The organism is Acinetobacter brisouii, from assembly GCF_008993995.1.
Classification (GTDB): Bacteria; Pseudomonadota; Gammaproteobacteria; order Pseudomonadales; family Moraxellaceae; genus Acinetobacter; species Acinetobacter brisouii_A.
On record NZ_BKNN01000021.1, the window covers coordinates 1 to 24,589 of the forward strand.

General features: G+C 41.5%; 14 protein-coding genes, 1 tRNA gene and 1 pseudogene. 4 read left to right on the plus strand and 12 right to left on the minus strand.

Annotated elements, in window-relative coordinates; genetic code table 11:
• Positions 1-108, plus strand: a pseudogene (locus GBN19_RS07225) (IS5/IS1182 family transposase); the annotation flags it as partial.
• Positions 109-732: 624 nt separating this feature from the next.
• Here the strand turns inward: GBN19_RS07225 and GBN19_RS07230 are convergent.
• Positions 733-3,363 (minus strand): PepSY domain-containing protein, encoded by a 2,631-nt coding sequence (locus GBN19_RS07230; protein ID WP_151777655.1) that lies wholly within the window; start codon positions 3,361-3,363, stop codon positions 733-735.
• Between the two features lie 370 nt (positions 3,364-3,733).
• On the opposite strand from GBN19_RS07230, the gene GBN19_RS07235 reads away from it, so the two are divergent.
• Entirely contained in the window at positions 3,734-5,041 is a 1,308-nt protein-coding gene (locus GBN19_RS07235; protein WP_151777656.1) for an SIP domain-containing protein, read from the plus strand.
• 81 nt (positions 5,042-5,122) lie between these two features.
• Positions 5,123-6,322: a multidrug effflux MFS transporter gene (locus GBN19_RS07240; RefSeq protein WP_151777657.1), complete on the plus strand. Its 1,200-nt coding sequence runs from the start codon at positions 5,123-5,125 to the stop codon at positions 6,320-6,322.
• Positions 6,323-6,377: 55 nt separating this feature from the next.
• Here the strand turns inward: GBN19_RS07240 and GBN19_RS07245 are convergent, their stop codons facing one another.
• The 11 genes from GBN19_RS07245 to efp form a co-directional block, all read right to left on the minus strand.
• On the minus strand, positions 6,378-7,781 hold the full coding sequence (locus tag GBN19_RS07245) for an efflux transporter outer membrane subunit (protein ID WP_151709089.1): 1,404 nt from the start codon (positions 7,779-7,781) through the stop codon (positions 6,378-6,380).
• Between the two features lies 1 nt (position 7,782).
• Positions 7,783-10,899: an efflux RND transporter permease subunit gene (locus GBN19_RS07250; RefSeq protein WP_151777658.1), complete on the minus strand. Its 3,117-nt coding sequence runs from the start codon at positions 10,897-10,899 to the stop codon at positions 7,783-7,785.
• Complete coding sequence (locus GBN19_RS07255; RefSeq protein WP_151777659.1) at positions 10,896-14,051, minus strand: efflux RND transporter permease subunit; 3,156 nt, start codon at positions 14,049-14,051, stop codon at positions 10,896-10,898. The genes GBN19_RS07250 and GBN19_RS07255 overlap by 4 nt, the downstream gene beginning before the upstream one ends.
• Positions 14,052-14,054: 3 nt before the next feature.
• Complete coding sequence (locus GBN19_RS07260; protein WP_151777660.1) at positions 14,055-15,239, minus strand: efflux RND transporter periplasmic adaptor subunit; 1,185 nt, start codon at positions 15,237-15,239, stop codon at positions 14,055-14,057.
• Positions 15,240-16,060: 821 nt separating this feature from the next.
• Positions 16,061-16,137 (minus strand) — tRNA-Val (locus tag GBN19_RS07265).
• A 28-nt stretch (positions 16,138-16,165) separates the two neighbouring features.
• The gene (locus GBN19_RS07270; RefSeq protein WP_151777661.1) at positions 16,166-18,175 is read right to left on the minus strand and encodes a transglutaminase family protein; all 2,010 of its coding nucleotides are present in this window, start codon (positions 18,173-18,175) and stop codon (positions 16,166-16,168) included.
• Between the two features lie 2 nt (positions 18,176-18,177).
• Positions 18,178-19,086: a DUF58 domain-containing protein gene (locus tag GBN19_RS07275; RefSeq protein WP_151777662.1), complete on the minus strand. Its 909-nt coding sequence runs from the start codon at positions 19,084-19,086 to the stop codon at positions 18,178-18,180.
• A 107-nt stretch (positions 19,087-19,193) separates the two neighbouring features.
• Positions 19,194-20,147, minus strand: a complete 954-nt coding sequence (locus GBN19_RS07280) for an AAA family ATPase (protein WP_151710271.1) — start codon at positions 20,145-20,147, stop codon at positions 19,194-19,196.
• A gap of 85 nt (positions 20,148-20,232) precedes the next feature.
• Positions 20,233-20,535, minus strand: coding sequence for a YbdD/YjiX family protein (locus GBN19_RS07285; protein WP_151777663.1), 303 nt, complete (start codon positions 20,533-20,535; stop codon positions 20,233-20,235).
• 2 nt (positions 20,536-20,537) lie between these two features.
• Complete coding sequence (locus tag GBN19_RS07290; RefSeq protein WP_151777664.1) at positions 20,538-22,625, minus strand: carbon starvation CstA family protein; 2,088 nt, start codon at positions 22,623-22,625, stop codon at positions 20,538-20,540.
• Positions 22,626-22,924: 299 nt separating this feature from the next.
• Positions 22,925-23,494 (minus strand): elongation factor P, encoded by a 570-nt coding sequence (gene efp / locus GBN19_RS07295; RefSeq protein WP_111892509.1) that lies wholly within the window; start codon positions 23,492-23,494, stop codon positions 22,925-22,927.
• A gap of 70 nt (positions 23,495-23,564) precedes the next feature.
• On the opposite strand from efp, the gene epmB reads away from it, so the two are divergent.
• Entirely contained in the window at positions 23,565-24,581 is a 1,017-nt protein-coding gene (epmB, locus tag GBN19_RS07300; protein ID WP_151710268.1) for an EF-P beta-lysylation protein EpmB, read from the plus strand.
• Positions 24,582-24,589 lie beyond the last annotated feature (8 nt).

Consider the following 24,589-nt stretch of genomic DNA (forward strand, 5'->3'; position numbering starts at 1 on the left):
CTTAAACATTTTCGGATATTAACAGAACGCTATAGAAATAGACGGAAACGCTTTGGTCTAAGAATGAATTTAATTGCTGGAATGATGAATTGGATGCTCTTAAATTAACTTTCGCAAGAGGTCTAATGTTTATTTGTACTTATCCTTGCTTATGCGATTTTTCTAACTAGTAATTTTAGAAAGCAATATTTCAACTAGAGGACACGCCCTAGTAAGTTAAGGATTAGAAATGTGGAGAGGTATTACCGTAGATGGGTTACTTTTAGGATTTGATATTTATATGGAATATTTTTTATTGTCAGTGAGTAAATTTTAAAAGTGTACTTTTTAGTATACTATTTTTATAAATTTTAAAATATTTTATTATAAATCAATAAATAAAAACCAATGCATCATTGGGGTATGGGAGGAAAGATCAGCCATGATTTTACTGTCTGTCATATCAATTCATGCCTTTAAAGTTTCAAAATTAAAATGCGTAAACGTTTGGCTTACCGACCAATCCAAGTGGCGCATTTTAGCAAAAACTGACTCCCTTCCACACCGTCAAGCGAAATAATCTCAACAAATGCCTAAAACCTCAGCTTGGACAGTCTAATTTTTATAGAATATTTATGATAATACAGAAACTTTAAAAGCCATCTATTTTCTGATCTACAAACAAAAAAATTGCCAGAAAGCCGAAACCTTCTGGCAATTTGATGGATGGGTATTTAGTCAGGGGCTTAGTAATTAATACACGTCACGGCGATAACGCCCTGTATCACGCAAATGCTGCAACTGATTAACGCCTAAAATCTCTTGCAAAGCCTGATCGACATCACTTGCCATACCTTGGATACTGCCGCAAACATACAACACAGCACCATCGGCAACCCAACCTTTTAATACCTCAGCTTGTTCACGTAAGCGGTGATGTACATATTGTTTCTCTGCCTGATCACGTGAAAAAGCTAAATCTAGACGCTGCAACATGCCTTCGGCTTGCCACGCTTCTAACTGGTTTTGATAGAAATAATCATACTCACGCTGACGTTCACCAAAAATTAACCAGTTACGACCCTGACTTTGCTGAACACGCTGTTTAAGTAAGCTCAATAAACCTGCAATACCTGTCCCGTTCCCAATACAGATGATTGGTCGATCATCTTCAATCAAATGGAAAGATGGATTACTACGAATCGCAATCGCCATTTCTTCATCAACATGGCTATGTTGTGTTAACCAACCTGAACCTAGTCCTAAATGACCATGTGCATCGGTTTTTTGTCGCACGACCAACTGCAAATACTGCTGCTCAGGAATACTGGCTATCGAGTATTCACGCAATGGCAATTCAGGTAATTGCTCAAGTAGTTCATCTAATGATGCATAAGCAATTATTGCCTGAGTGAGGTTTTTACTTCTTAAAGCATCAACAATTTTTAAACCTTGACTGGTCATACTTTCAATTGAAATACTTTGCTGCTGTAAGAACTGCTCAATACACTCAATAGAATTTTGCGGCTGTATTTCTGCAATATCCCCCGCCTGCCATGTTACATTGTTTGAGGTATTGAATTCTAAATGGAAAGCTGGTGCACCTAAGCTGTTTGGATTGAGCAATTCACGTTTGCTGAGCATCCATGTTGAAAATTGCTTTTGAATCTCAACGTGTTGAACATCACTCGCCGTCACTTCAGCCAATGCTTCATACCACTGCTGAATGTGTTTTGGATTGGCATTATCGACTTCAATCAGTTTGAATAATGGCTTTGCCCCTTGTCGAGTCAGCCACGTATCGACTGCATGACCAAAATGACAGAAACTTTCTGGATATTCTTTTGAGCCTAACGCCAGAACAGCATAATCAAGCTGAGCTAAATCAATAGGCTGCTGCATGAGTTGCTTGCTAAAACCCACCGCTAAGTCTGGTGCTGAAGCTGTACCATAAGTACTGACAATAAACAGGGCTTGCTGTGCCTGTTGCAAATCGTGTGCAGTCAGTTGCTGTACCGACTTCACCACAACGCCAAGTCCTGCTTGTTGTAGGGATTTACCTGTTGCCCAAGCCAGTTGCTCGGCTGTGCCTGTTTGCGTTGCATAGTTAATCAGCCATGTTTGCTCGGTCAATGCTACTTGCTCAGCGCTCAAACCTGCATGCGCTGCCAAAGTCAGGCGTTTTTGCTTACGGCGTTTTAAATACAGCATCCAGCCTGTTACAAAGAACAGCGGCATTGCGAATGCAGAAAGCATCGCAAAAAACTGATACACGGGACCAAAGAAGCTGCCACGGTGTACAGGCAACATGCCTGACATAATTTGCTGATTTAGCTTTTTATTGGCATATAAATCAACTTTTTCTAGTTGATTGTTTTGAGTATTAAATTCAGCACTATTACGCGCACGTTCATTTTGTGGAACGGCATCAACAAACGAAATTTTCACACGACCATCAGCTTGTTGTGGAATATTAAACGTCACCGTTGAATATGCACGGGCAACTTGCGTGGTAAAACCTGTCCAAGCTTGGTTGAGTTCTTGCTGAACCAATGGATTTGGCAATGCAGAATCTTGCTCAGCATCAGATCCATGATCTTGCCCATTCTGTGGACGTTGTCCTTGCGAACCACCACGCTGTTGCCCTTCTTCATGCTGTTGCATACCTTGCGGCGGACGACCTTCAGGTTTCCCCTTGCCACCCATACGGGTATTTTCTACGCCCATGACTTTAAACATGCCTGCACGCCACCAGTCATACGACCAGAACAGTCCTGTACATGCAAACATCAGGTAAAACACCATCACCCATGTCCCCACAACGGCATGTAAGTCCCAAAGAAAATTACGCCCTTTGAGCTGTGGTTTAATGGCTAACCATTGTTTCAGAGAGTGCTTTTTCGGGAAACGTAAGTACAAACCACTGAGCAAAAAGTAAATTAGAATCAGCGTACACGCACCAGTCAATTGCTTGCCCAATTCCCCCATCGTCAGAGTACGGTGGAACTGCTCTATAAACTGAAAAAAAGCTTTGCCTTTAATCTCAGGTAAAACTTGTGCCGTATACGGATTAACCATCATGTCATAACCATGACGCTCGCCCTGTTTGGCAATATTGACCACTGACGATGAGGTTGGAGCTTCTGCAATCGTAATACTGTTAATTTCAATATTCGGCTGCTGTTGCTTAAAATGTTGAAATAATTCACTTGGTGTCAGCTTTGCACGCGCTTCAGCCTGAACAGTATAACTGTCTGGATTAATCAGTTTGGTGATTTGGGGTTGATAAGAAAACAGAGCACCACTTATACCCATAAGTGACAAAATCAAACCCGCAGTAATACCAAAAAACCAGTGAATTTGGAAAAGCGTTTTTTTCAACATTGGAAGACAGGGCTTATTAAAATTGATGCGAATTATACTCAATCTCAATGTAGATAAAATGTATTTAAATTCTCATTTATTTGTTCAATTGGTTTTGTTGCACAAACATTTTGTAACTGACTGATTTTAAAAATTTTAATCCAAAAATAAATACAACAAAATCATATGCTTAATTATTTATGCAACAAAGCCCTTATGAAAAGAAAAATAATCACAATACTTAAGTTCACTACTTAAAAATCTAGCCTTATGCTCAGCTACATCTTGTCACATTTTTATTACCTAATTTATATTCAGATTTGAAAAATAAAAAAGATATATCTATTTTATTGTGTAGAATAGATATATCTTTTTTACTTCTAATCTTCCTATGCGTGGTAAATCCAATCACAAAGGTTTTGGACATGGCGGTTTGCGTTGGGTGGTACTCCATCTGATTGCCCAAAAACCTCGACATGGCTATGAATTAATCAAAGCTGTTCAAGAAATGACCAATGGTAACTACAGCCCAAGCGCGGGCATGATTTATCCCTTGCTGACAGATTTGCAAGAGAAGCAACTGATTCGTAGTCAGGTTTGTGCAGAAGATGCGCGAAAGCAAAGTTATCAAATCACTGAACTTGGCAATGAAGTCATTGATTCATACAAAGAACATATTCATGAAATCTTGAATCGAATCAATATTCGTTCGCAGCAGCCAGCTCTTGTTCTCGATACTTTGCATGAGTTTAAGAAAGAAGTTCGTGAAGTATTGGCAGGTCACCCACTGAATGCCAAAGAAGCTGAGATTTTTATACAGGCACTCAAAAATGCCGCAGCAACATTACAACAACTGAAACAGGGTTCAACAATGACTACAAGCACAGCAACACTCGATAAAAAACCTTACCGCGTCCGTCATCAACTTAAATTCCGTATTGTGACGGTACAAGAAGTTCTCCAAATTAGCCCAAGCCTGATTCGTATTGTGTTTCAGGGCGATGATCTTGCTGACTTTAAAAGCGATAGCTTCGACGACCACGTCAAACTGTTTTTCCCAGATGCGGCAACAGGGCGTTTAATCAAACCTGAAATGACTGAGCACGGTCTAAAATTTGCCGATGACATCAAACCAATTTCACGTGACTATACGCCTCGTTTGTTTGATCTCGATGCAAAAACGCTGGCGATTGATTTTGTGATTCACGATGCTGGCCCTGCCACAGAATGGGCACAACATGCTAAAATTGGTGATCAAATCGCCATTGGTGGCCCTCGTGGTTCAATGGTGATTCCTATGGCCTATCAGCATTATGTCTTGATTGGTGATGAAACTGCATTACCCGCAATTGCTCGTCGTTTAGAAGAGCTTCCTGCATCGGCTCAAGCCACTGTCGTGGTCGAAGTCAATTCATCAAATGATGAAATTACGTTCAAGTCGGCAGCAAAAACTCAAATCACTTGGTTACACCGTGAAGGTCAAGCTAGTGGTCAAGTGACTTTATTTAAACAAGCTTTAGAAAGCCTGACTTTGCCTCAACACGATTATTTCATTTGGGTGGCAACAGAAACTCAGGTCGCACGCCAGTTGCGTAAAACACTGGTTGAACAGTATCAGGTGGCGAAGGATGCCATTAAAGCAGCGGGTTACTGGCAACACGGTACATCCAACGCGCATACGGTCATTGATGACGAATAAGCTTTTCCATCATTAACCCGATTCGATGACTTTAGTTTTTGGCTGTAAAAATTAAAGTCATCTTTTATTTTGGTATCTCCTATGCAACAAAAGCCATACTCCCTGTCGTGGATTGTAGCGCTTGCTGTACTGACAGCATTGGGTCCGTTCTCAATTGACATGTACCTGTCAGCACTCCCGACCATGGCAAAAGATTTATCTGTCAGCACTGCTCAAATCTCCAATACTTTACCCGCTTATTTTATGGGACTGGCATTTGGACAACTGCTCTATGGCCCCATCAGCGATCATTTTGGTCGTCGTAAACCCTTATTTTTCGGTTTAACTCTCTATGTTTTGGCGAGTGCAATCTGTATCTTTGCCATGCATCTTGAAGTTCTACTCATTGCGCGTATTGCCCAAGCCCTCGGTGGTTGTGTCGGTGTCGTGGTTGCACGTTCTGCCATTCGTGACCGCATGAGTGGCCCAGAAGCTGCACATGCCTTTTCCCTACTGATGATTGTGCAAGGGGTTGCCCCGATTATTGCACCGCTCAGTGGTAGCTTGATGCTATGGGCGTTTAACTGGCGCTCGATTTTTGTGGTGCTGTTCCTGTTAGGCATCATGGCGATGGCGGTTTCATATTTCAAATTTCCTGAAACACTGCCTGTTGAACGCCGTCAAAAACATACAGTTGGCTCAGCCCTAAAAAGCTATGTCGATCTGTTCCTAGACCGCAGTTTTATTGTGCCTGCAGTGGCAAGCGGCATTTTAATGGGCATGATGTTTACTTACATCAACAGCGCTTCAGAAATCTTTATTGATCATCTTGGCGTAGGCTCAGGTACATTTGCGCTATTGTTTGGTGTGAACTCATGCGGAATTATTGCGGTATCCAACCTCAACCGTTTTTTGATTAAACGCTATGACTCATTAGATCTGTTGAAGGTTGGTTCAAGCATGCAATTTTTGGGTGCAATTCTTCTCAGCGCTTTTGTATTTAGTCAGCATATTGCCATTTGGAGCATGATGCTCGGTCTATTTATGATTGTTGCCTGTGTCGGTTTTATTGGCCCCAATGCCACTGTTTTAGCATTATCCAAACAAGGGCATCGTGCAGGTCAAGCCAGTGCATTGCTTGGTGCATTACAATTTATCTTCGGTCTGGTTTCAGGCGCGATTTTGTATATCTTGCCAATGAAACTGGAAATGTCGGTGAGTACCGTAATGATTCTATACAGCGTGGTCGGTGGGATATTGGTTCGACTCATTCAACCGATCAAATCACATGGTTTCGCTTAAATCACTCCAATAAAAAAACCTTGCTTATGCAAGGTCTTTTTTTGATCGCATTACTTTACTTTGGTAAATCACTGCTTTGCCAACCACCACCCAATGCGGTAATTAATGCCACACTGTTTTGTAGCTGAGTTGATTGAAGCTGCAATAAACTTTGCTCACTCGATAAACGCGTTGCTTCGGTTGAAGCGACATCAGTATAGTCAATCATACCTTCATTGTACTGGTTACGCATGATGCGTGCGGTTTCCGTTGCCGCCGCCAAAGACTGACTGGTATGTTGTACTTCCTTGCTTAAACTGGTGCCTTCTGCCAAGTAATCTTCAATATTTTGCATGGCTTCTAGTACAGTCTGCTTGTAGTTCGCAACAGACTCATCATAAGCTGCTCGTGCCTGTTTGACTTTGGCTTTGTTGGCACCAAAGTCAAATACGGTTTGGGTTGCAGATGCACCCAAAGACCACAACAGGTTTTGTGCGCTAATCAGGTTTGACAAACCACTTGCAGAGTATCCACCCGAACCTGATAGAGTAATGTCAGGGAAATAACCCGCAATTGCGATGCCAATTTCTTCATTGGCAGCCGCTAAACTCCGCTCAGCAGATGCAATATCTGGACGGCGTTCCAATAAACGGCTTGGTAAAGTCAATGGTACATTTGGAATTTTAGGTAAAGCTGCCTGACTAACAGGCAAATCAAACTGGGCAGGCATTTTCCCAATGAGCATCGCGATCGCATGTTCATATTGGGCACGTTGCCATACCAAATCTTCACGGGAAGATTTGGCACTATATAATGATGACTCTGCTTGAGTTAAATCTGACTTGGCAATCACACCTTCTTTATATTTGGCAGCCAAAACCTTGCGGTAGCGCGTGTAGGTGTCAATGGTTTTGTCATACAGAGCAATGCGTTTGTCCAGTACGCGCAAGGCAAAGTAATCCTGTGCCAGTGTAGTTTGCGCACTTAGAGTTGCATTGGCAAGGTCTGCTGCACTGGCTTGAGCCGAAGCTTTATCTTCATTGACCGTCCGTTTGAGTTTCCCCCACAGATCGAGTTCCCAGCTTACACTTGCTTCAGCACTATAACTATTACTTGGTTTTGCCTGACTTTGTGCGCTGCGTGTGCCACTGCCTGTTGCACTCACAGTTGGAGCGCGTTCTGCTTTGGCTTGTGAAACCAGTGCTGCCGCTTGTTCATACTTCGCGACATACTGCGCAACGTTTTGATTCGACACCACGACTTGTTGCTGCAAGTTATTCAAAATTGGATCTTGATAAATTTCCCACCAAGCACCACGACTTTGCTGATCTTGAGGCTGTGCTACTTTCCAACCCTGTGCCGCTTCTTTATAAGTCACAGGCATTGAAATTTCAGGCTTTTTATAGTTTGGCCCTATAGTACATCCCGAAAAAATCGGCAGTGCACAACACAGGGCTAGGCATAATTTATTTTTCAACATATCAATGCTCATCATTTAGGGGAACATGCGATGAATTTGGACGTTTCCAAAATGACTTCACCCATGAACCAAAACGATCTAAATACACATACACCACAGGCGTTGTATACAAGGTTAATAACTGGCTAAATACCAAACCACCACAAATCGCAATCCCGAGTGGGCGATGGAGTGCAGAGTTTGACCCTGTCTGAATAATTAATGGCAATGCACCAAAGAAAGCCGCCAATGTGGTCATGAGAATTGGGCGAAAACGCTTATCACAAGCTTTGGCAATCGCTTGCTCAGGCGCAAGATTCTGTTGTTTTTCTGCAGTTAATGCAAAATCAATCATCAAAATCGCATTCTTTTTCACAATTCCGATCAACAAGAGAATCCCGATCAGGGCAATCACCGTGAGTTGTGTACCCGTCATCATCATTAAGACCAATGCCCCCACACCTGCCGAAGGTAAAGTCGATAAAATCGTAATGGGATGAATCCAACTTTCGTACAGCATGCCTAGCAAGATATAAATCGTTGCTAAAGCAGCCAAAATCAGCCAAGGCATTTGTTTAACCAAAGTTTCAAATACCTGTGCTGTTCCTGCCATACTGCCATGAACTGTGTCTGGTAAACCAATTTTAACCATAGCCTGATCAATCGCCGTTTTGGCTTGCTCCAAAGACACACCATCTGCCAAGTTAAAGGCAATTGTGGTGGTCGCCATTTGCCCTTGATGCGCCACAGATAATGGCGCAGTGCCATACTCTAAATGCGCAAAAGCTGAAATTGGAATAGATTGATTATCACTGGTTAACACATACAACTGCTTCAAGACTTCAGGGTCTTGGGTATAATTGCTGTTCAATCCAATAATACTGTAATACTGATTCAACATTTGGTACTGCGTTGCAATTTGACGCTGACTAAAGGCGTTATTGAGAAAAGTATCAATCTCATCGACATTTAAGCCATAACGCTGTGCAGCGGCACGATCAATCACCACTTTAACTTCCAGACCACCTGATTGTGCATCGCTATCCACACTGGTGAGTTGCGGCAATTGTTTTAAAGTTGCATAAACCTTTGGACTCCAGTCACGCAAGGTTTCCAAACTATCACTTTGCAAACTGTACTGATAAGTTGCGTTGGCACTACGACCACCCACACGCAAGTCCTGAGCAGGCATCAAAAATAATGACATTCCTGCCAACTTACTGTTTTGCATGGTAATACGGTTAGCGATTTGCATTGCCGATTCTTTACGCTGACTTTCATCCTTTAAGCGAATAAAGAAGTTCGCCGTATTGCGAGAACCAAAGCCACCACCGCCTGTAGAAGCAATGACGTACTGAATGTCTTTGTCTTTTTGCAATTTTTGGCTAATCGCTTTAAGTTGCGGTTCGATAGACTGGAAACTAGTCGCCTGATCCGCCCGTAACTGCCCCATTAACAAACCATTGTCTTGATCGGGAAATAATCCTTTTTCGACCACTTTATACAAGTAGACATTCCCAATGACTGTAATTAGTAGGGTCAGCATGGTCAGACGCTTGTGACGCATAATCACACTAAGGCTTCGCACGTAAGCATGATGTACTCGGTCTAGACACTTGCCCATCCATGCCATAAAACGGTTTTCTTTTTCATCGCCTGTTTCTTTCTTTAACAAACGTGAACATAGCATCGGTGTCAGCGTTAAAGATACAAACATCGACACCAACAATGCCACCGAAAGCGTTACTGCAAACTCACGAAACAGTCGCCCTAAAACACCACTCATTAACAGCAAAGGAATAAAAACGGCAATCAATGAAGCAGTCATCGATAAAACGGTAAAGCCGACTTCTTTACTGCCTTTCAGAGCAGCATCCATCGGGGTCATGCCTTCTTCAATATGCCGACTGATATTCTCCAGAACCACAATTGCATCATCAACCACAAAACCTGTAGCGACAATCAATGCCATCATGGAGAGCGCATCAAGACTATAGCCCAGTACATACATCACCGCAAAAGTACTGACAATCGAAATAGGTAAAGTAATCGCAGGAATCAGTAATGCGTGCCCTTTCCTTAAGAAAATAAACACCACTGAAATGACCAAAAGAATCGCAATAATCAGGGTTTCTTCAGTCTCATGTAGGGCGCTACGAATGGTCAATGAACGGTCAATCGCCAAGGTAATTTGCGTACCTTTGGGTAACATTTCATTCAAAATAGGAATTTGCGTTTTAATCGCATCAATCGTTTCAAGCATGTTTGCACCCGCCTGACGGGTCACTGCGATTGAAACAGATGGCTGATTATTAAAGTAACCTGCGGAATAAATATCCTGAATCGAGTCAGTGACCGAAGCAACATCATGCAAACGAACAGCGGCACCATTACGATAGGCCACAACCAAATCCTGATAATCTTTAGCTTTGGTCAACTGACCATTGGCATCAATCCACCATGTATAGTTTTTGCCACTCAGCAAACCACGTGGTGAGTTGGTGGTGGCATTGTCTACTGCTGCACGAACCGTATCCAAACTAATGCCATAACTGGTGAGCTGTTTCGGATCAAGATTAATCCGTACCGCAGGTAAAGCGCCACCTCTTAAAGAAACTTGACCAACACCCTGTACTTGTGCAATTTTTTGCTGCAACTTACTCGATGCCAAATCATATAATTGCCCACGATTTAGGGTATCGGATGTCAGTGCCAACATTAAAATCGGAGCATCGGACGGATTCGCCTTACGATAAGTCGGCAAAGACTTCATACTGCTTGGTAACAGACTCCGTGCTGCATTAATCGCAGCTTGTACATCTCGTGCTGCACCATCAATATCACGATTGAGGTCAAACTGCACAATCACATTGGTTGAACCCTGACTACTCGACGAGGTTAACTCTGTAATCCCTGCAATTTGCCCCATAGCACGTTCAAGTGGTGTTGCCACTGTAGCAGCCATGGTTTCAGGGCTTGCCCCCGCCAAACTGGCTTGTACCATAATGGTTGGGGTGTCAATTTGTGGTAAAGGTGCGACAGGCAGCAAACGAAATGCCAATGCTCCCAACAAGGTCAGCGCCAAGCTGACCAAAATGGTGGCAATCGGTCTTAAAATAAAGACTTTCGACAGGTTCATGAGACTGCCCCTGATTTTTTCCGATGCGCTAATTTCTCAAAAGCCAGATAAATCACAGGTGTGGTAAATAAAGTCAATAATTGGCTACAAATCAGACCACCAACGATCACTAGACCCAAAGGTTGGCGTAACTCTGCACCAGAACCAGAAGCAAGCATCAACGGTATAGCCCCGAGTAATGCCGCACAGGTGGTCATCAAGATAGGGCGGAAACGTAACAAACATGCCTGATAAATTGCATCGTGAGCATTTTTCCCTTGGCGTTGTTCATCTAAAGCAAAGTCAATCAACATGATGGCATTTTTCTTGACAATCCCGATCAGCAAAATAATCCCGATCAAGGCAATCAAGGTAAACTCAGTGCCTGTCAATTTCAGTGCCAACAGCGCACCAATCGCGGCAGATGGCAAAGTTGACAATACAGTAATCGGGTGAATCCAGCTTTCATACAGAATACCCAACACGATATACATGGTGATGACTGCCGCCAAAATGAGCCATAATGTATTTTGGCTCGATGAGCTAAATGCTTCAAGTGAACCCTGATACTGTAGATTGACAGTATCTGGCATCTGAATTTTTTGTTTAACGTCATCAATCGCCTGACGTGCCTGTTCAATCGAGTAACCATCGGCAAGGTTAAATGAAACGGTTGCCGCAGGCGTTTGGTCACGGCGAGCATAGGTCAGATACCCTGGTTTTTCAGTCACTGTAATCAAGTTACTGAGTGGTACCATACTGCTGCTCGTGGTTGTGGTGGTACTCGTGGTTGAACTGCTTGTCGTTGAAGAAGTCGTTGTAGTTGAGCTGCTGCTCGAATCACTCGATGCTTTCAAATAAATATGAGAGAAAGCTGATGTATCCTGTTTGTACTCAGGTGGTACTTCAAGAACCACGCGATATTGGTTGGCTTGTGTATAAATCGTAGAAATAAGATGTTGACCAAATGCATTATACAAAGCGGTGTCAATATCACTGGCGGTTAAACCATAACGACTGGCTTCATCGCGATTAATTTCAACATAAGCCACTTTTGCCTGATTTTGCAGATTGGTATTCACATCTTTAAATTCTGCACGTTGCTTCAATGCATCAACAAATTGTGGTACCCAATTTTCTAGATCTATTTGTTCGGCAGCATCTAAAGTAAGCTGATATTGACTTGGTGTAACTTGATCATCAACATTCAAATCTTGGCTTTTAATGGCATAAAGCTGAATGCCTGCGATTTTAGCGGCTCGCTCTTTGAGTCGAGCAATCACCACATCGGCTTTATCTCGTTCGCCAAAATCTTTCAGACTGATCTGCAAACGCCCCATATTTAAGGAGGTGTTATTGGTGGCATCGACCCCAACAATTGAGGCAATCGAGTCCACAGCAGGATCTTGCTGCAATGCAACAGTCAACGCTTGCTGACGTTTAACCATTTCACTATAAGAAACATCTTGCGATGCAAGGGTAATCCCTTGAATTTTCCCTGTGTCTTGCGCAGGGAAGAAACCTTTAGGAATCCAAAGATATAATGCTGCCGTGATTACTAAGGAAATAATCGCAACCGCCAAGGTAAAAGGTTGATGATCCAGCACCCAGAGCAAACATTTTTCATAAAAATGCAGCAACTTATCAAAGCCACGACCAAAACCTTGTGCCAGCTTATTGTGCTTTTCCTCAGGAATATGTTTGAGCAAATATGCACTGAGCATTGGGGTCAAGGTCAAAGACACAAACATCGACACCAAAATCGAAACGGCGAGCGTGATCGAAAACTCACGGAACAAACGCCCAATCACATCCCCCATAAACAACAAAGGAATCAGAACGGCAATTAGGGAAATCGTCAGGGAAATAATGGTAAAACCAATTTCTTGCGAGCCTTTCAGGGCAGCAATCATAGGTTTTTCACCTTCCTCAATATGCCGCTGAATGTTTTCCACCACCACAATCGCATCATCAATTACGAAACCTGTGGCAATGGTCAGTGCCATTAAAGTCAGGTTGTTAATCGAGAAGCCTGCCAGATACATCACGCCAAATGTCCCTACGATTGACAAAGGAACCGCCAAACTTGGAATCAGTGTGGTTGCAAAGGTGCGTAAGAACAGGAATGACACCATCACCACCAAAGCAATCGCCAAAACCAATTCAAACTGAACATCGGAAATTGAAGCACGAATGGTATCGGTACGGTCAGATAACGTACTGATTTTTACTGCGCCTGGCAAACTGGCTTGAATTTCAGGTAATTTAGCGTTAATGGTATCGACAATCGAAACAACATTGGTACCCGGTTGACGCTGAATATTGATAATAATGGCAGGTTTACCATTTGCCCAAGCCTGTTGATATTCATCTTGCGGCGCTTGTTCAATGGTTGCAACATCATGCAAATATAACGCCTGACCATTTTCATACTTCAAAATCAGGTTACTGTATTCATCGGCATTTTGTAGCTGGTCATTGGCATCAATTGTCACTGAACGTTCAGGCCCGTCAAAACCACCTTTTGAGCCGTTGACATTGGCATCATTGATCACCGTATCAACATCATCAAGCGTTAAACCATGACTGGCAAGCGCTGCTGGATTGGCACGAATTCGTACCGCCTGCTGCTGACCCCCTGCCAGACTCACCAAACCCACTCCTGAAATTTGTGACAATTTCAAAGCTACGCGGGTGTTGATCAAATCTTGAACTTTGGTCAGCGGTAAGGTATCAGACGTCGCTGCCAAGGTCAGAATCGGGGTATCAGCAGGGTTGACCTTTTTATAGGTTGGAGGATTCGGTAAGTCACTTGGTAGCAAGGAGTTCGCTGCATTAATCGCCGCTTGAACTTCTTGCTCGGCAACATCCAAAGACGTATCGAGATTAAACTTTAAAGTAATCACCGATGCACCACCTGAACTGGTGGAATACATCTGACTCAAACCTGCCATTTGCCCAAGTTGCCGTTCCAGTGGCGCAGTGACACTACTGGTCATCACTTCTGGCCCTGCACCTGGAAACTGTGTTGTCACCTGAATCACAGGATAATCGACTTCAGGCAATGCTGAAATCGACAAGCTGCGATACGCCAATAGACCACTCAGGATCACCGCAATCATCATAAGCATTGTGGCGATCGGTCTTTCAATAAATATGCGAGATGGATTCATAATTTATCTAGGGAAATGTCGGCCTTTGCTTGATGCATTATCTAAAACACTCGTATCAACCTGTTGAGCTGTCACGATATTGACTTTAGAGCCATTACCTAACGAATCCACACCTGTTGTCACAACTTTTTGACCTGCTGTTACCCCAGAAAGAATCGCGGTTTTACCATCTTCAGTTTGTGGGCCAACTTTGACCATCACTTTATGTGCAACTGACTTTTGATCAATCACAAAGACATACTGACCTGCAGTACTGGCTTGTACTGCTGCACTCGGTACCACAATGGCGTTATTTAACTCACCTGTTTGTAATTTGACATTCACAAACTGGTTCGGGAACAATTTATTATCGTCATTATTGAAGGTTGCTTTTAATTTCACTGTGCCTGTGGTCGAGTCGATTTCATTGCTAATCACGCCAACAGACCCTTCAGCCAATACAGTTTTACCTTGCTGGTCATAGGCTTTTACAACAAGCTTGCCACCGTTACGAATCGGCTGAACCACTTCATCTAGTTTTGTCTGAGGAATACTAAACACCACCGCAATTGGTTTAGTTTGAGTAATGGTTGCAATTGCGGTACTTGAATCTGTACTCACCAAGTTGCCGACATCGACACTGCGAATCCCAATATACCCTGAAATTGGCGCTTCAATACGACCATACTCAATATTGAGTTTAGCCGATGCAATTTGCCCAAGATCGGCTTTAATTGCCCCTTCATATTGCGCAGTTGTCGCTGTTTGAGTATCTAAATCTTGTTTAGCAATCGAATCTTGAGCATATAAGCGCTTGTAACGTGCCAAAGTCAGTTTGGCGCTATTCAGCTGTGCTTGGTCTTCTGCCAGTTGCCCCTGATATTGCTGTAAGGTTGCTTCGTAAGAACGCGTATCGACTTTTGCCAACAACTCGCCCTTTTGTACATACTGACCTTCTTTAAAATAAACTTCCTGTAAGTGACCTTCAATTCGGCTCGTCACTGAAACCGTCTGACTAGCCGTCACTGTACCGAGTGCAGATAAAATCACAGGGACATTGCTTTGACTGGCAGTTGCAACTTGTACTGAAGTCGTACTCTCTGGTGGGCCATTTCGTTTCTGAGCATTTTTGTTTTTAATGAAATAGGTAATCCCACCACCTATCAGTATCAACAGACAGACCAATATCAAGAGTTTTTTGCGTTGCATACGACACTCAGCTTAAATTTTAAAAATGAATAACATAATGAGATATTGAATCTAGGAACCCATTGCTTGTCATCGCAGTGTTTTACTCTGATTTTTAAAAAAACCATTTTGATTCGATTAAAATTCAACAAATTTTAAATAAGATCATATCTCATTTGTTTAAATCAAAAAGATATATAACAATTATTTACAGGATGCGACTATGCATCAGAAATATGAACCAAGAATGTAGGAATAGTTGAGCGTTTTCCATCATGTTAATGACTGTATTTTGACCATTTTCCAACACAGTCACCCTATCATTTATTTTTTGCAGGGTATTTTTCAATTTTACCCATTTGGGTTATTCAGTTCACTCATCTGTTATGTTTTATTAAGTATTAAGATAGCAAGATCATATAACTGATTACTGAATTTGGTAACACGACCAAAACCTTATGAAATGGTATTTTACAAAATTTTTTGTGCTACTACCTTTAGAATTTAGCTATGGATTTAACTTTAGCGAGAATAGCTCATGACTGAGTATAGTTTGATTTTTCCATCGGAAGACTACGCTTCGCTACGTCTTGCGAAACAATGCTTCTCATCTTAGAAACATTGAGTTTCCGATAAACTTCACATTCAGTAATTTACGTTTTAGTTTGCACTATCGTCACAGCGTTAGAATTTTGGTTAGTGCAGAATGAATTATAAAAAATCGGTGCAAAATAAGCCGAAACCTTACAAATTTATGCAAGTTTTGCGACAAATAAAAAATTACAGCAATTAAAAAAGGGCTTACAAGCTATTGAAATTACTTGTAAACCCTTACTTTATCTTGGTAGGCATATCCAGACTCGAACTGGAGACCTCTACGATGTCAACGTAGCGCTCTAACCAACTGAGCTATACGCCTAAAGTGCCTGTATAATATTCAGATTTAATTACCGTGACAAGTCATTTCTATGTTTTTTCAAAACAATCGAACACTCTTTAAGCAAAGAAGAAAACTCCAACCAAATTTTAGAATCAACCTGCTGTTTTTGCTGAAAAACGAGCTGCTGCTGAATCAAAACGACACGATGAAAAACTGACCGCTGCTCAATATTTAATTGTTGGCTTAAACGCAACATCCATTTTTGAAATGTTTCCGCAGACTGTTTTTGTAAACTTGAATCAAGTGTCTGATTAAATTTATAAATTATTTGCTCATAGGGTGTACGTTGTACTCGGTTTCTCCATAGAATGATCGCTATATATAGCAGTAATAAACTCAGTATTGTCACAACCAATATCCAAAGTAGTTTGGCTTGTGAGTTGATCCCCCATTGCTTTAACCAGCTACGTTGTTGCTCAACATCATATCCAACCACCTTACTTTGCCATTGATAACTCGCATAATCACTCCAAACACGTAATTTATTCATGAATGACAAACGCTGATTCGTCAAGAAAGTTGTATTGGTCTGTTGACGTATTTGATTTGAATAATTCTGCATACCACCATCAATACGTTGTGGAGCAACTAGAGCTGTTGGATCTATTCTTTGCCAGTGTCGATTTATCCAAACCTCAGTCCATGCATGGGCGTCCAGCTGACGAACTTCCCAACTTTGATGATCAGGCGCGGGTTGTCCCCCCTGATAACCAACAACAACGCGTGCTGGAATACCCGCAGCACGCATAAGTACCACAAAGCTAGATGCAAAATGCTCACAGAAACCGACACGTGTCTGAAATAAAAATTGATCAACACGATCACCCTGTAATCGTCCAGGGCTTAAACTGTAGCTAAATTTATTCTCTCGATACCAACGTAATACAGATTGAATATATTGCTCAGGCTGCTGTCCACTTTCATTATATAATTGTTGCGCTAATGCTTTACTCCGTGGATCTGTTTCAGGTAATCGTAAATTAATCTGTCGGATATAATTTGGTAAATCTGCATTTGGTGAGCTTGCTGAAATCCATGTCAGCGCAATAGGTTGAGTGGTTTGTACAGGACGGCGTGCAATAATACTTCCATCTTGTCGCAACACATAACGCCCACTCATAGGAATAGAATGTTCTAAGCCCATAATCCAACGCTGCTCAGGATCAGCTTGTAAATAGATGTAATTAAAATGCCGTGCATTGGCTATTGGTACAGCCTGATCAAAGAGCCATTGTTGGTTTACTTCACTGCTTCGCCATTTCTGCCCATCAAAATCATCTAACACCATGCCACGCCAATATAATGCTGAACGCGATGGCAAATGAGATACTGGTAAAACAATCCGAAATGCCAGTGCATTAGATTGTGACAACTCAGCAATATCTCCTAATGAAAGTTGGTCTGTTACGCCTGTGACCGCTTTATTTTGGTCAGGTAATGGAATATACCAAAGTGGTGGAAATCTAGGGAAAAATAAAAAAAGCACCATAAAAAATGGCATTGCAAATGCAATCGCTTTAAAAATATGTAATGTATCTGCCCATAATTCTTTTTTATCAGGCAAGGTATGTTCTGTGAAATCTGCCTTTTGAATTGCATACAGCCCAAGTAATGAAATTATCACGCCAATGAAAATCAGAACGGCCATATAAAATGCTTGACTATGTAAGAATAAACTTGCGAATACAAACAAAGCAAAGTTAAAACTCACTAAAGCATCGCGCTTATCTTTACTTTCCAATGCCTTGCCATATAAACATAAGCTTAGAAACGAAACTCCAGCATCTATACCGAAAAATGTTCGATACTGTAAATAAATACACCCCAAGCCTAGAACAACAAAGCCTCCACGCAATACGACAGGCAAAACCAGTGAACGTTTGCCCCAAAACATACGTAGTGCAGCCAGCCAAATCACAGCATATGCAACCAGCAAACTGATAGGCGCAAATGCAATTTGCGCAACCAAGATCACCAGTAAAACCCCCAAGACCAAAAGCTGAATTTGTTTATTCATATTTATGCCTGCGCTAAAAGCTTTTTCGCTTGCTGATACTGACGAACACCTGAGCCAACACCTAATTCCGCATGTGGCAATAACATGCCATAAGCTCGTTTTTCTTGCTCACATTGATCAACCATTGCCATCATCATTGATAAGCGCACTTCATGCATAGCACTTGGCATTTTGGCATATTCAATCATTTGAATTTGGGCGTTCGGCTCTTGTTCAAAACGCTTCACAAACCAACCTTGATCACGTGCAACATGCTTCCATGAAACACGCTGCAAGGTGTCACCCTCTACATAATTACGCAAATCATGAAATTCTTCTAAACTTTGCTGTTGATGCTGGTGACTCAGTTTACTTTCACCTGCAAGCGTCACAGGTTGTGGCGCAATCCAGACCTGATGCTGAAAATACAGATACGTCCAAGCGCGTACAACACCAAAAGGATAGGTCGCTATAATGCGACAGTGAGGTAATGGATAAAGCCCACGATGTTGTGGATGCAAGATGATTTGGACATCTTGGCTCACTTCTTTCATCAGAATACAGAGGATTTGCTCTTCTATCTGGATTCTTAAAAATCTGGGTGTCGCTTTCGTTTGATGTAATCGCAATCTTAAAATAAACGGTTGATTGACCTGCCCAACATCATCATCGCTCAACAATTCGATGTTCAGACCATGCAATTGTTTAAATGCCAAATAAAAACTCATGGCAAGTAAAGCACTCACCAAAAAACATAAGCTCAATACCAAATTATTGGCATAATTGATCCCTGCAATAAAAGTAAGAACAATCAGTACGCCATATAAAATGCCATCACGATGCAAGAAGACTAAAATATCACGCTGCTTAATCCTCTTGGCAGTTTGCATTTGAAAGCGTTGACTCATCCACGCTAAAATTTTCTGACGCACCTATGATCCTTTTTATATTGCTCTTTACTTTTTGCAATTCTGTTTTGAAATTCGTTCTACTTTTTATAGAAAGTCAGCCCATAGAAAAGCACGACTGTTTTTAATACTTAATAGCTCACAGGCACTCTTTGCATGAGCTGTTGTGTTTCAAGTTCACTTAAACCAATCCGATGCGCTGCAACTGCAACAAAAACAGCCTGTACATCATCTGTAGTCGTAAAAGTACGCTGTTGTACCAAAGCATATGCTTGCGTTGCATTTTTCAAAGCAATCACACCCCGAGTGGATAAGCCTTGTAAACCAGCTCTGGTTTTTTCTGCCAAATCTAAAATATAGTCTAAAACGGCGTCACTGACCGTCACATGCTGACGTAGCTGCTGCAAAACCAATAAATCTTGAGAAGAAAACACCTCTGGCAACTTCGACAACAAGCTTTGGCGACTAGGATCAGTTAATAACGCACGTTCTGCTGAACGCGATGGATAGCCCAATGACAAACGCATTAAAAAACGGTCTAACTGAGATTCAGGTAAAGCGTATGTGCCACTTTGGAACAGTGGATTTTGTGTTGCAACCACCCAAAAAGGCTGCGGCAGGCGATAATGTACAGCATCCAAACTAACACCGCCCTCTTCCATCGCTTCAAGCAAAGCACTTTGGGTTTTTGGGCTACTTCGATTAATTTCATCTGCCAGTAAAATCTGAGTAAAAATTGGCCCTTGCTTAAACTCAAATTGCTGGATTTTTTGATTAAATAAATTGATACCAATAACATCGCTAGCCAACATATCATTGGTAAATTGAATGCGGTTAAAACTCAAACCTGTTAATTTTGCTAAAGCATGAGATAAAGTCGTTTTCCCCAAACCGGGTAAATCTTCAAAGAGCACATGCCCACCTGCAAGCAATGCAGTCAGCGCTAACTCAGTTTGTTGAGATTTATCTAAAATAATTTTATTAATTTCCTGCAAAAACTGGGCAATTTGCGGGAAAAATGCAGTGATCTGACTTTGAATTGAGGTTTCATTTTCAGCTTGTTGTTTTTTATTGGTTTCCCACATAAATAAGTGCCTAAAAAATAAAAACGGTGCATGTTCTAACATACACCGTTTTACCGATTCTTCAAAGATCAGTCAGCACACAGCATTAGCATGGGCACTTTTTCAAACCTGCTTTTCCTGATGGATAACGCACATCAACACAATGTCGATAAAACGTTCTGACATCCATAGGCGTTAAATCAGGATGATGCTGGCGCATGTGCTCCAAATAAGTTGCATAATCAGGCACACCCACCATCAGTCGAAAACTCTGCTGCAATCGCTGCCAAAGTGTTGCAATTTTTGACCAGTTTTTTGGAGATAGAATCAGATTTTTCTGTGACAAAATGGTCATCTTAATAATTTTAGCAACAATAGTTGTACCCTGTGCGGCAAATTTAAGTTTCATACTCATTCCCCTGCAACTTTGGCATATTCAGCAGGCGCTTCATTCACCGTAGGTTTCGGGCTTGCCAAAGCACGGCGTACAACTCCAATCGATGCAATAATCATGACCACAAGTACAATCATAAAGAATGCACATAATACCGCATTAATCTGATTCGACAATACAATGGTATGCATTTCTGCAAGTGATTTTGCTGGTTTTAGCACTTCACCACGTGCGATTGCATCAGAAAATTTATTTGCCTGCGCCAAAAATCCAATTTTTGGGTTGGTATGGAAGATTTTCTGCCAGCCTGCAACCATCGACGTCACAACCAAGAAAATCGTTGGTAAAATCGTGACCCAAACATATTTTTCTTTCTTCATCTTAAATAGAATGACTGTACCTAAAGTTAATGCCATCGCAGCTAACATTTGGTTACCAATCCCAAAGAGTGGCCAAAGTGAGTTAATCCCACCTAGAGGATCAACGACGCCTTGGTAGACAAAATAACCCCATCCTGCAACCGCAACCCCTGTTCCAATCAAGTTTCCAACGAAAGAACGTGATTCTTTCACAGCAGGAATCATGATTCCAACTGCATCTTGCACCATAAAACGGCAAGCACGTGTTCCCGCATCGACTGCGGTTAAAATAAATAAGGCTTCAAATAAAATCGCAAAGTGATACCAAAATGCCATCATCGAACGATTATTAAAAATCTCAGACAGAATATGTGCCATACCAATTGCAAATGTTGGCGCACCACCTGCACGAGAAAGAATTGAATGCTCACCCACTTCTTGCGCAAGCAATGTTAAGGACTCAGGGGTCACCACAAATCCTAAGGTACGAATCGCCTCAGATGCACTTTGCGCATCAACCCCAATCAATGCAGCAGGTGAATTAATCGCAAAATACACGCCAGGTTCAAGTACGGTTGCACAAATCAAAGCCATGATTGCAACAAAGGACTCTGTCAACATGCCACCATAACCGATCATGCGGATATGACTTTCATTTTCAACCAGTTTTGGTGTCGTACCGCTTGATACCAAAGCATGAAAACCAGAAATGGCACCACAAGCAATAGTAATAAATAAAAATGGAAATAAACCACCCGCAAACACAGGGCCAGTACCATCTACAAAATGGGTAATTGCAGGCATTTTTAGATCAGGCATTGCAATTACAATACCAACAGCTAAACCAGCAATCACACCGATCTTCAAAAATGTTGATAAATAATCACGCGGCGCGAGTAGCAACCAAACAGGTAAAACCGAAGCAATAAAACCATACGTTACCAAGCACCAAGTCAACTCTGTTCCAGTTAAGGTAAAAATTGGCCCCCAATAAGGATGCTGTGCAACATCTCCCCCATAGACAATTGCCATCATCATCAAAATAAAACCAATCACGGAAACTTCTGCAATTTTTCCTGGGCGGATAAACCGCATGTAAATTCCCATAAACAGTGCAATCGGAATCGTCATTGCAATACTAAATACGCCCCATGGACTATTGGTCAATGCTTTCACAACCACCAATGCCAATACTGCCAAGATAATAATCATCACGCCCAGTGTTCCCAGCATGACAATGATACCCGCAAATGAACCAAGCTCCTGTTTTGCCATTTCACCCAGTGAACGACCATCACGGCGTACTGAAATAAAAAGCACAAGAAAATCTTGGACAGCGCCTGCCAGAACCACCCCCACCAGCAACCAAATTGTGCCTGGCAAATAGCCCATTTGCGCCGCAAGGATTGGCCCAACCAATGGACCTGCCCCTGCGATGGCTGCAAAATGGTGTCCATACAGTACATATTTATTGGTTGGAACATAATCTAGACCATCAGCCAGACGATAAGCGGGTGTTAGGCGTTTAGAATCTAATTCAAAAATATTTTTGGAAATAAATAGACTATAGAAACGATATGCAATGCTATAAACACATAAAGCTGCCAGTACCAACCAGACAGCATTAATATGTTCTCCACGATGAAGTGCAAGCATTGCAAAAGATACTGCGCCAACAATGGCCACAAGTACCCATAAAATTTTAGAAGTAAATGATGTTCGATTTGAATGTTGATAACGATCCATGCTAGTCCTCGCCTGTTTTACGATCAACAGTGCTTATTTTGCATAATTAATCAATACTTCCATAAAAATTTTAAAATTCATTTTAATAGAACCAAGCATATTTCTTTTAAATCAACTGAAATTTATGCGTTTTTCTTATTTTAGAACTTTATTTTATGTGAAATATCCATTAATACCAAGCAAAGTAATTACAATTCCCTATGACTGTACACCCCATATTATTATTTTGATCTACGACTTTGGAATAAAAAAAGGGATGAACATGTTCACCCCTTCAATCATAGCGGATTATCTCGCTATTATGCACGCTCTAAATAATCGCCAGTACGAGTATCTACACGAATGCTTTCTTCTTGCTGAACGAATAATGGAACACGCACAACTGCACCTGTTTCAAGTTTCGCAGGCTTACCACCTGTACCCGCTGTGTCGCCTTTAACACCTGGATCAGTTTCAACAATTTTCAAAACTACGAAGTTTGGTGCGCTGACTGTCAATGGAACACCATTGAACAACATCACTGAACATTTTTCGTTTGAATCGTCTTTTAACCATTTTGCAGCATCGCCCATTGCAGTTTTGTCTGCAGCGATCTGTTCAAAAGATTCTGGATCCATGAAGTGCCACATTTCACCATCGTTGTATAAGTAGTCCATTTCTACTTCTACGATATCAGCAGCTTCTAAAGAGTCACCAGATTTAAAAGTTTTTTCTAATACTTTACCAGTTTTAAGGTTACGTAATTTAACACGGTTAAATGCCTGACCTTTACCTGGTTTTACATATTCATTTTCCATGATTGAACATGGGTTGCTATCAAGCATGACTTTTAAGCCTTGCTTAAACTCATTTGTAGAATAATTGGCCATGACTGGCACACTCCAAACTTACTAACTTAAACTGATTAATGCTAGACTAGCATTATTTTTAACACGTGGCATGATAAACTATTTGTACCGAGAGCAAAACTGGAAAACTCAACTCAGTGATCTAATTACTGATCCAAAAGAATTGCTCGACACTCTACAACTCTCAGCAGATCAATTATTATCAGGGGCAATCCTAGCTTCTGAAAAGTTTAAATTGCGTATTCCCCGTGCGTTCGTCGGAAAAATGAACGTTGGTGACCCATTTGACCCACTTTTGTTACAAGTTCTCCCTCATCATCTCGAATTAGAAGACCACGAAGGTTTTGTTACTGACCCGCTAGGTGAAGAACAAGCCAATCAACTTCCTGGTGTTTTACACAAATATCAATCCCGCTTTTTACTCACTTTAACAGGTGCATGTGCAGTTCATTGTCGTTACTGCTTCCGTCGTCACTTTCCTTATCAAGAAAACTTACCTAAAAATGAAGATTGGATTCAGATCAAACAGTATTTACTAGATCATCCCGATATTAATGAAGTCATTCTCAGTGGTGGTGATCCCCTCACCTTAACCAACAAAAAACTGGCACTTTGGATTGAGCGTTTAGAGAGCTTACCCCAGCTAAAAATGCTCAGAATCCATTCACGAGTTCCTATTGTCATTCCTGATCGCATTGATGAAGAATTTATTTCTTTATTAAAAAACAGTAGGCTACATATTATACTAGTGATACACTCCAACCATGCATCTGAAATTGACGAATATACTGCGAAGCAGTTACAGAGATTAACTGAAAATCGAGTCACAGTTCTCAATCAAGCAGTATTATTAAAAGGAGTGAATGACTCTGTTGAGCAACTTGCTGCTCTCAGTTATCGGCTATTGGATGCAAGAGTAATGCCTTATTATTTACACGTTTTAGACAAGGTCAAAGGGGCTCATCATTTTGATTTGCCAACAACGTCTATTGATCAAATTTACACAGAACTACTTGCAAGACTACCCGGATACTTAGTCCCCAAACTGGTCAGGGAAATTGCAGGGGAAAAAAATAAAACCCCCTTATATGGAACGCCTATTTTTTAGTGGTGACG

What these genes read in the sequence shown, in the direction of transcription:
- GBN19_RS07255 (WP_151777659.1), bottom strand. Translation starts at nt 14,051, where the DNA reads ATGAATCCATCTCGCATATTTATTGAAAGACCGATCGCCACAATGCTT.
- GBN19_RS07240 (WP_151777657.1), top strand. Translation starts at nt 5,123, where the DNA reads ATGCAACAAAAGCCATACTCCCTGTCGTGGATTGTAGCGCTTGCTGTA.
- efp (WP_111892509.1), bottom strand. Translation starts at nt 23,494, where the DNA reads ATGGCCAATTATTCTACAAATGAGTTTAAGCAAGGCTTAAAAGTCATG.
- GBN19_RS07290 (WP_151777664.1), bottom strand. Translation starts at nt 22,625, where the DNA reads ATGGATCGTTATCAACATTCAAATCGAACATCATTTACTTCTAAAATT.
- GBN19_RS07250 (WP_151777658.1), bottom strand. Translation starts at nt 10,899, where the DNA reads ATGAACCTGTCGAAAGTCTTTATTTTAAGACCGATTGCCACCATTTTG.
- GBN19_RS07235 (WP_151777656.1), top strand. Translation starts at nt 3,734, where the DNA reads ATGCGTGGTAAATCCAATCACAAAGGTTTTGGACATGGCGGTTTGCGT.
- GBN19_RS07245 (WP_151709089.1), bottom strand. Translation starts at nt 7,781, where the DNA reads ATGTTGAAAAATAAATTATGCCTAGCCCTGTGTTGTGCACTGCCGATT.
- GBN19_RS07230 (WP_151777655.1), bottom strand. Translation starts at nt 3,363, where the DNA reads ATGTTGAAAAAAACGCTTTTCCAAATTCACTGGTTTTTTGGTATTACT.
- epmB (WP_151710268.1), top strand. Translation starts at nt 23,565, where the DNA reads ATGATAAACTATTTGTACCGAGAGCAAAACTGGAAAACTCAACTCAGT.
- GBN19_RS07270 (WP_151777661.1), bottom strand. Translation starts at nt 18,175, where the DNA reads ATGAATAAACAAATTCAGCTTTTGGTCTTGGGGGTTTTACTGGTGATC.
- GBN19_RS07260 (WP_151777660.1), bottom strand. Translation starts at nt 15,239, where the DNA reads ATGCAACGCAAAAAACTCTTGATATTGGTCTGTCTGTTGATACTGATA.
- GBN19_RS07280 (WP_151710271.1), bottom strand. Translation starts at nt 20,147, where the DNA reads ATGTGGGAAACCAATAAAAAACAACAAGCTGAAAATGAAACCTCAATT.
- GBN19_RS07285 (WP_151777663.1), bottom strand. Translation starts at nt 20,535, where the DNA reads ATGAAACTTAAATTTGCCGCACAGGGTACAACTATTGTTGCTAAAATT.